The organism is Puia sp. (genome assembly GCF_036500295.1).
Lineage (GTDB): Bacteria > Bacteroidota > Bacteroidia > Chitinophagales > Chitinophagaceae > Puia.
This window is the reverse complement of the sequence record NZ_DASYCH010000068.1, coordinates 1-8745: the sequence shown is the minus strand read 5'-3', so window position 1 is coordinate 8745 and position 8745 is coordinate 1. Positions and strand designations below refer to the sequence as shown.

The window sequence follows — 8745 nt, the reverse complement described above, 5'->3', positions numbered from 1 at the left end:
GGATGATCCTGGTAGTTCTTCTGGCCCGCAAGATCGTCGAAGAACATCAGCTCCGACACCTGCCAGGAGGAATCGACGACATCCCGCTTCTCCGTATCCGCCAGTACGCCGACATGCAGTTCTTTGATCAACGGGATCCCGCCGAGCGTCTTCAATCCCGCCACTAACTTATCCCGATCGTCCACGGACTGCGGATTCTTCAGCCAAAAAAACACATGATGAACCACCGGCGGTCTTTTCGCCCCTGATCCTCCTCCCCCCGCAAACTCCGCCAACCCGTTCGCCCCGCGAACCGTCCCCACCAACCCAAGGGCCCCGGCCGTCAGCGCAGAAGCGCCCAGAAACTTTCTTCTTTTCATATCCTGATTTTTACCGGAAAGATAACCGTCATTTCTTTCCCAACGCCGGAAAATTCTTCCCTTGCTACCCCAATCCCGTCGTCAACTCCGCCACCATCCATCTCGACAATGCCGCCCCCGAGACCGTGCGCCTCAGGGTCACCACCCTCGACGGCCGACTCCTCCGCAGCAGCGACCTCACCGCCAACCCCGGCCAGGACCTCACCCTCGACCTCTCCACCGCGCCAAAAGGCATCCTCCTGGTCAGCATCGCCACCGCCAGTCATGAACAAACGCTAAAAATTTTGAAACAATAAGTAGGGCCAGGGCGTTCCGCGGCGCCGCAAATAACCTCATGCGCCGCCGCGTCGGGCTCTCTATCGCGCATGGCGCTCCTGCCGATCCCTAACGCACCCCAAAAATTGGGTATAATTGGGTATTTTTATGGATAATAAAGCAATTTCCTGGACTATTTTTTTTCTGAAAATAGTACAACGGCAAAAAGATCGTCTGCAATCCAAGATTGAAAACGAACTTCTTCTGATCCATCGGTTGCCCGAGCTATCCATGCAAATATTGGAGTCGGTAAGATCGCGCGGGCGTATCACACTAACGCAACCCTTTAACCCCCAGGATACTCAGCACCCCCTCCGGATTCTCCCGCAACTTCCCCACTGTAAACCCACCCTGCAGGCGCTTCAACGACGGCGCCGAGATCTGCCACCCCAGCGGCGCCAGCGGACAATACGCACTGTCCGTGCCCGCATTGATACAAAACGTATTCGGCCAGATAGAAAAATATCCCCCATACAACGACGCAAAAAGCGGATTATCCCGGAACCTCGACCGCAGCATGCTGTCTGCCTCCATCGCATTCCCGGTGATCCCGCTATTCATGATCCCCACGATCGGATTCAACGGCTCGAACCGGTTTTTCACGATCCGCCGGTCATCCGTCGGCGCCATCTGCAACGTCGACGTCGCCGAGTTCGAGATCGAAATGAAATAGAACCGCAGCTTTCGCAGCAAGGAAAGATATACGCTGTCCTCACCCCGCTGTCCTTCATGCCCGATCGCCCGGCTCAACGCATAAAAGATCGCCGCCGACGTCCCGGCGCCGGAATTGTCCTTCCCGCCCCCATCCATAAAATGAAAGGCCGGCCCCATCTTCCCGCTCGGGCTGATATACGGGAACCGCGCGCTGAGAAACGCGCCCGTGATAAGGGAGATCGACATCGAGGTATCATCTCCCTCCCGCGCACTCGCATTCAACGCATTGATCCGGTCGCGGATCTGGATCACCTCCGGGAAGTCCGCAAAATCCAGCGACACCGGCGCACACACGCCCTTCAACCCGTCATCCACATTCAGCGTATTGGAAAACAACAAAGGAACTTCATACGACTTCCCCCTTCCCGGCTCCCAAATCGAATTGAACTCACTGTCCAGGTTAAGCCCCAACTCCTGCCGTCCATATCTCGCCCATAACTCTTCCTGGACCGCCGCGCGATCGTCCCACAGATCCCCCTTCAACGCCGTCCACCCATCCGCGATCCCCGACGACCACATATCCCGGCCGAGGATGCCCGCCAATATCGGCGTCAGAAAATCATGCCGGTAAAACCGCTCGAAATTCCCCCTGAAATTCGCATAAGGATTGACGAGACCGCCGCCCGGACCCATCATACTGTCAGGATGCGTCGCCCTGTACGCGCACTGCACCGCCGAACCTATCGTTCCCCCCGACGCCCCCGATAACGAAAACACATAATGCTCGAAGCCCCGCCGCGGCAGTCCAGCCATACTGTCCCGCCGCAACAACGAATCATCCATATAGGACAACGCAAAATTGGTAAAGGCCGCCGCCTTGATCCCGCCGCCATAGCTGTTGACCAGGAAGATCGGATAACTCTCCGGCGCCGCCTGGATCTCCTCCCGTCTCGCCAGCACCCACTGTTTGAAATAATCCGTCAGCCTCGGCGACACCGGCGCCACCTTCACGGGCATCCGGTGGACCGCATGAAAATCGTTGCTCCCGTTCATCACGATCAGCCACCACCCCAGGGAAATGAAGAAGAGAAGGTTGATCGTCTTCATCTGTCCCGCCCGCAGGACCAGCGTGATCACCAGGGTATAGAAGACGATACCCGCCAGCAGCACCGGCAGGCTCAGATAGCAACCCACCACCGCCATCGCGGCAAAGGGAAATACGTTATAGATGATAAAGGCCAGTGCCATCAGCGCCGCCGCCGGCAGGATCAGCCGGCCTATCTTCTCGCCGACCCAACCCTTCGGATGAAACGCGCACACCCGCAGACTCACAAAAAGATAAAAGGCAAAAGCGATGAGCACCAGGTCCAGGAACAGAAAGTTCAGCGACTGTGGAGACTCCCGGTTATGCGGGATGAAAATGAAACGGAACAGCATCGGCAACCCGACCGCAAGGACTAACAAAACGACGATCATCAGCACCCGGGCCCCGCCCGCACCCAGCCGCGCCACAAACCACGGATACGCCTTCTCGGCCACGTTTTGCTGGATCAGCACGAAGAAGACGACCAGCAGACCCGCCAGCCACGCCATCGGCGAGAATTGATCCATCCAGTAATGGAGGCGAATCGCCGCCAGCGCATTGAGGATCGCCACCCCCGGGATAAGGATCGTACAGATCCCCAGGTAGCGCGATACTTTCTTCTCCGAGGCCAGCACCTTTTCATAGACCGTCGGCGGCACGGGCTTCGTGAGCACCGGCTCATTCAGCGGCCAGAAGGGCGGGACATATTTCGATTCGAAAAAAAGCTTTGCCAGATACCAGTTGAGCAATGCCGCAACCACCACCACGCTCACAAACAGGATCACCCCGATATCTCCTTCATTGGTATTCACCAGCAGGTCCTGGCCCTGGTTCATCACCCAGATCGGCGCGGCGAAGAAGACGATCCCCAGCAGGATCAGCCGAAACCGGAACAGCTGTAACACCTTCACCCGGACATACGAGGAAAGCCACTGCAGGCCATAGTGTCGGAATATAAGAACGTAGAGGATATAGACGATCAGCACAAGCAGCAGCGCAAACTTCGTCACGGCCATGGCCCGCGTCAGCATCGCCGCGGCGGCCGACCCGCCGCCCCCGGTGAATTGCAGCAGTCCGATGTTCTCGATCACGTCACAGCCGCCTGCGGCTACCGCCAGCAACACGAGCAAATGCGAGAAGCCCGCGCTGACGCCCACCTGGCGCGAATTCGCGGCCCGCTCCGCTTGCAGCGTGGCGAGGATCACAATAAACAACGCCGTATAAAAGACGATAAACGCAAAATCCCAAAGCACATAGGAATGCGCTATCTCCAGCCGCGTCGGCTGCTGCACCTTCACCTCGCAGAAATCATCCGCGGGGATATCCGGCAGAAAGCCCTTCCAGGACGCGATGACGGCGGTGTCCGTGCGATAGTTGCCGAGCTCCAGGGAGATGATCCCCATCGGCGCGGCGTCCGTTCTCAGGGCGTTCTGGCCCTTCAGTTGAAGCAGCAGGATGATCAGCGTGCCTGCCAGCACCGGCCAAAAAAACCGGTGAAAGTTACGGGCTACAAGCCCATAAAAGCGGTGTTGCGAAGCGAGGTTCATATAGTAAAAAAGCGAAATATAGCTAATTGCTCCCGCTTTGGCAATACCCTATTTAGGTACCTGCACCTCGAAACGCTCCTGGACGCAACCCGAAGCATCCTTTACGGTGTATACTTTGTTACCGGAAACCTTGACCGTGATGCTCGAACCGGTAGCCTTGTTGCTCCAGGTCCCGCTGAAGGGGGCCGTTAGCGTCACGCTCTCACCTTTCGTGGCCGTGACGATATGCGGACTGCGGGTATTCTTGATCATCGTAAAATGGTCCCGGATCTCCCCGTCGGCGCAGATCCATTTCCAGTCCAGCCGGTCCCCCTGGATCTCCAGCATCCCCGACCCGCCATGCGTCGCATCCGAATAGGGTAGGGCATCATGGGGGAACGAGGCCTGCTTGCCGCCAAGCTGCCCGGCGCTGCCGCTCACGATGTAGACCGTTCCTGAATAGCTGTTGGCCGGGTCTTTCAGGAAAGGACAGCTGTTCGGGCTGCCGTCATATCTCCCCGAGCTGTGCTGAACCACATAGGACGAAGAATCCCAGGACGTCTCCAGCCCGTAGTGACCCTTGATCAGCTGGCTGCGTTCGTAGTCATGACTGTGACCGCAGATGATCAGGTCGACACCATAGCGTTCCAGGATGCGGATAAAATTCTCGCGGATATGCACCAGTTCCGACTCATGGTCCGAATTGTGCGAACCCATTGTATACGGGGGATGGTGCCAGTAGGCGATCACCCAACCCTTATGCTGATAGGCGTCCAGGTCCTGCTTGATCCATTGGACCTGCGGCCCCAGCGTGTCATAGATGCGGTATTGATCCTGCTCGATGCCGTAGCTGTCGAGGGACAGGAAGTGGATATTCCCCAGGTCCCAGGAGTAAAAGGCGGGGTTATGCGAAGGCACGCCGCCTGCTTCCCCGTTCACCGGCATCGTGAAATTGTGGAAATACGCTACCTGGTGGGTGTGTTGAACCTTCTCCTCGGTGGAGTCGCCGTCATAATAGTCGTGGTTGCCCGGACTCGGATAAAGTGGGTATTTGGGAAGGAGGTTGTCCTTATAGACATTGAAGAAATTGGATTGGAACTCTGCGTCCCGGCCCGTGGAATAGGCGTTGTCGCCAAGCAGGATCCAGGCGTTGAGATAATAGCCGCCCAGGTATTTGAGCAGGGCGTCGCGAACATTCCGCTGGTTCACCGAGTTGTTCCCGCAATCACCGACCGCGGCGATCCGGTACATCGCTTCCGTGCCCGGGGTCGGCAGCGTCATAAAATAGTTGTTGGGGCCGATCTGTAAGGTATCCTTGAAGGAACCGATCGAATAAAAATAACGGGTGTAGGGCTGCAATCCTTCGAGGCGCAGCTGGTGCTCCGTTCCCAGCACGGTGTCCTGCACATTCCGGTCGAGGAAATCGGCACTCCGGCCAAAATGCACGATCCCCCGGGTCAGCACATCCGTGCGCCAGCGCACGACGGCCGAGGTCGGGGTAACGGCTTGCAGATAAGGACCACGAAGAAGAACGGAGCGAATGGGGCTGACAGGCCGTTGGGCGGAAAGCGCGGCCACGATCAGCAGCAGCGCCGGCATCAGAGCTATTTTCTTTACCATGTGCGAATGTAGTTCGTGTATATTAAGCCAAAGTTAAGGCGCCATCGATAGGCTATCCGTCAACGTACGGATGAAAAGGATAATGTCGTTCATCTCGCCCGTCGAAAGCCGCAATGAGTCGGACGAAAGCGTTTGATCGGGGACGCTCAAGCCCATCCCGGCGCCGCCCCCCGCATTATAGAATTGCAACACCGTCTCCAGGCTGCGGAATCCTCCGTCGTGCATATACGGCGCCGTCAACGCCGCATCCCGCACCGTCGGCGTCTTGAATGCCCCGCGGAAAAAGGGTAGGGGATAAGCCCCATACCGCCCCGAATCCCTGCTCAGCCGTAGCCCGTCCCCGCGCCCGCTGAGCCGCAGCCCGTCCCCAAGCCCGCTGAGCCGCGGGTGCCCAAAATCATCCCCCTCCGTCGTCCCCAGCACCTCGAACTCCGACACCGCATAATCCGGTGGGATCAGCCCGTTAAAGAAAGGAATAAAATGACAGGTCGCGCACTGCGCCTTACCCATAAAAAGATTCGCACCCCTTCGCGCCCCGGCGGAGAGCGCCCCGGCGGAGAGCGACCCGTCAGATAGCGCGCCGCGCCCCCGCAAACCTCCTTCATCGCCCGGCCCACTCCGGATATATCGGTCGAAAAGCGAATTCATCGGATGCAAACTCCGTACATACGCCGCAATCGCCGCCACGTCTCCTTCCCGCACCGTCGTCGCCCCCATCTCCCTTGGGTTGTGCAACACCGTGCGTATCTGCTCCTCAAGACTCTTGACCCGACCGTCCCAAAACTGCGAGAACTGGTAGGCGCTATACAACAGGGTAGGGGCGTTGCGGTCCAGGCGTTCGTGCCCGTCCAGGCCAATGCTCACCGGAAGTCCATCCGTAAAGGCCCGCGATGGATTATGACAGGATGCGCAACTCTTCCGCCCGTTGCCCGAAAGACTCGAGTCAAAGAAAAGCCGCCGCCCTCGTGCCGCCAGCTCCGCCGAATCCGCCGCGCCGCCAGCTTCGGCCGTTCCTCCCGGAAACTTCCGAACCAAAAAAGCATCCGGCGAAAAAATATCCTCTGCGGCATAGTTCAAAGTCTTCGTCGTATTCAGCTGCAACCCCTTCTCCCGGATAAACAACCCCAACTGCCGCTGCAGCGGCAGCGCCGCCTCCCGTAGGAACCGAACGCGGTCAAACCCATCGAAATCTCCCTTCAAAAGGTCCAGGCATATTCCCAAATACCGCCCCACACTATCCGCCCGTTTGCCGCCATCGAGATAAGGCCGCAACTGCATCTCTATCGCCTCCATCGCCGCGCGCGATTCAACGATCCCACTTTTCAGTAGTGGCGCCTCATAGCCCGTAATATCCAGCGCGATCACCCGGATCAACTCTATCCGCAAACTCTCCAGCAGCTGCCGGTCATCCGCCTTCAATTCATACAGCAACGCCGGCAGATCGACTGCACTGCTCTCCACGGCCTTCGCCTGTTCCAACAACGCGTGGCGATCCGGCGCCGGCGCATAAAGCAACGCTTCCATCAGCTGCAGCCCCACCGCCTCCTGGTACTCCATTCCCCCGTCCTCCGCCTCGAACTTCGGCGGCCGGTTATAGATCGTCGCGCTGCTCCGGAAAAAATATTCAAGAAAGGATTCGATTCGTTTGTACCGCAGCCTTGCGTCCGCAAGGCGTAGCCGCAACGCTCCCAGGTCTTCGGGCCCTTCCACCGCCTTCCGCAATTGCGTACAGCTGACGGCAAACTCTCCCGCCGCCTTGCGGAAATAATCGACGGCGCCCTCCACGCCCGGCGAGTAGCCCGCCGGCCCTACCCACTGTGAGGCGGCCATCAACCCCATACACAGACAAGAAAGAATAAATACGCGCATCGGGCGGTAAAGGTAACGGCCCCATCCCAAAAAAAGCATTATCTTAACGTAAACTACGTCACATGAAAAAGCTGCTCCCGCTGCTTCTCACCTTTTTCACCCTTTCCACTTGCGCCCAATCCAACCAGACCCTTGTCGTCGCCCCCGACCCTTCAGTCGACCTCCACCGCCTCGCCCGCATCGACAGCTTCGTCAATGGCTATATCAGCAAAGGCTGGGTCAATGGCGTCGTCACCCTGGTGGTAAAGAATGGCCATGTCGTTCAATATAAGGGATATGGCTATGCCGATAAAGAAGCAAACAAACCCATGCGCCGCGACGATCTCTTCCGCATCGCCAGCCAGACAAAGGCCATCGTCAGCGTCGGCATCATGCAGCTGTTCGAGCAAGGCAAATTCTATCTCGACGAGCCCATCAGCGATTTCCTCCCCGCCTTCAAGAATATGAAAGTCGTCGATAAGTTCAACCCCGCCGACAGCAGCTATACCACCGTCCCCGCCAAAAAACCCATCACCTTTCGCCATCTGCTCACCCATACCTCCGGCCTCGACTATTCCGGCATCGGCACAAAGGAAGGCCGGGCCATCTATGCAAAGGCCGGTATCCCCTCGGGTCTCGGCACAGTCGATCTCGATCTGAAGACGACCATGGAAAAACTCGGCGGCCTGCCGCTGATCAACCAGCCCGGCGAAAAATGGATGTATAGCCTGAGTGTGGATGTGTTGGGCTGTCTGATCGAAGTGATCAGCGGCAAGAACCTCGAAGACTATCTCGTCGACAACGTCTTTCGTCCCCTCGGGATGAACGATACCCGCTTCAATATCCCCGCCGGCAAGGCCGGCCGGCTCACAAAAGTTTACACCGAGGACTCCCTGGAGCACGTCGTTCCCTGGACAAAAGAGCGTACCACCATCGATCCCGGCTATCCCCTCGCCCATAAGCGTTATTTCTCCGGCGGCGCCGGCCTCACCTCCACCGCCTGGGACTATGCGGTATTCCTGCAAATGATGCTATCCGGCGGGACCTACAACGGCGCCCGCATCCTCTCTCCCCGAACTGTCCAGTTGATGACCAGCGGCCAGCTCTCCTTCCTCTTCAACGGCGCCGACAACTTCGGCCTCGGCTTCGAGATCACGAGCCCCCTCTCCGCCGCCCGCGAAGTCCGCGGCGAAGGCACCTTCTCCTGGGGCGGCTTCTTCGGCACCACCTACTGGGCCGACCCCGCCAACCACGTCGTCTGCCTCATCATGACCCAGCAGACCCCCAACTCCCACGGCGACTTCGAACACCGCCTCGAACAGGTCATCTATTCGGCCTT

At 58.2% G+C, this 8745-nt stretch carries 6 protein-coding genes; 2 read left to right on the top strand and 4 right to left on the bottom strand.

Annotated features, from left to right (window positions below; translation table 11 throughout):
* Positions 1-359 (bottom strand): Dabb family protein (locus tag VGM48_RS13850; protein WP_331580049.1); only part of this gene is annotated, 359 nt, incomplete at its 3' end.
* Between VGM48_RS13850 and VGM48_RS13845 the strand changes: the two genes are divergently transcribed.
* Positions 245-655 (top strand): T9SS type A sorting domain-containing protein, encoded by a 411-nt coding sequence (locus tag VGM48_RS13845; protein WP_331580051.1) that lies wholly within the window; start codon positions 245-247, stop codon positions 653-655. The genes VGM48_RS13850 and VGM48_RS13845 overlap by 115 nt on opposite strands.
* Positions 656-947: 292 nt before the next feature.
* Here the strand turns inward: VGM48_RS13845 and VGM48_RS13840 are convergent, their stop codons facing one another.
* From VGM48_RS13840 to VGM48_RS13830, 3 genes are read right to left on the bottom strand one after another with little or no spacing between them, the layout of a single operon-like run.
* Positions 948-3959: a hypothetical protein gene (locus VGM48_RS13840; RefSeq protein WP_331580047.1), complete on the bottom strand. Its 3012-nt coding sequence runs from the start codon at positions 3957-3959 to the stop codon at positions 948-950.
* A 48-nt stretch (positions 3960-4007) separates the two neighbouring features.
* A complete protein-coding gene (locus tag VGM48_RS13835) occupies positions 4008-5558 on the bottom strand; it encodes a metallophosphoesterase family protein (protein WP_331580045.1) in 1551 nt (516 codons plus the stop codon).
* Between the two features lie 33 nt (positions 5559-5591).
* The gene (locus VGM48_RS13830; RefSeq protein WP_331580043.1) at positions 5592-7427 is read right to left on the bottom strand and encodes a cytochrome-c peroxidase; all 1836 of its coding nucleotides are present in this window, start codon (positions 7425-7427) and stop codon (positions 5592-5594) included.
* Positions 7428-7489: 62 nt separating this feature from the next.
* Between VGM48_RS13830 and VGM48_RS13825 the strand changes: the two genes are divergently transcribed.
* Positions 7490-8745: serine hydrolase domain-containing protein (locus tag VGM48_RS13825; RefSeq protein WP_331580041.1), on the top strand; the 1256-nt coding region annotated here is incomplete at its 3' end.

What these genes read in the sequence shown, in the direction of transcription:
- VGM48_RS13840 (WP_331580047.1), bottom strand. Translation starts at nt 3,959, where the DNA reads ATGAACCTCGCTTCGCAACACCGCTTTTATGGGCTTGTAGCCCGTAAC.
- VGM48_RS13830 (WP_331580043.1), bottom strand. Translation starts at nt 7,427, where the DNA reads ATGCGCGTATTTATTCTTTCTTGTCTGTGTATGGGGTTGATGGCCGCC.
- VGM48_RS13835 (WP_331580045.1), bottom strand. Translation starts at nt 5,558, where the DNA reads ATGGTAAAGAAAATAGCTCTGATGCCGGCGCTGCTGCTGATCGTGGCC.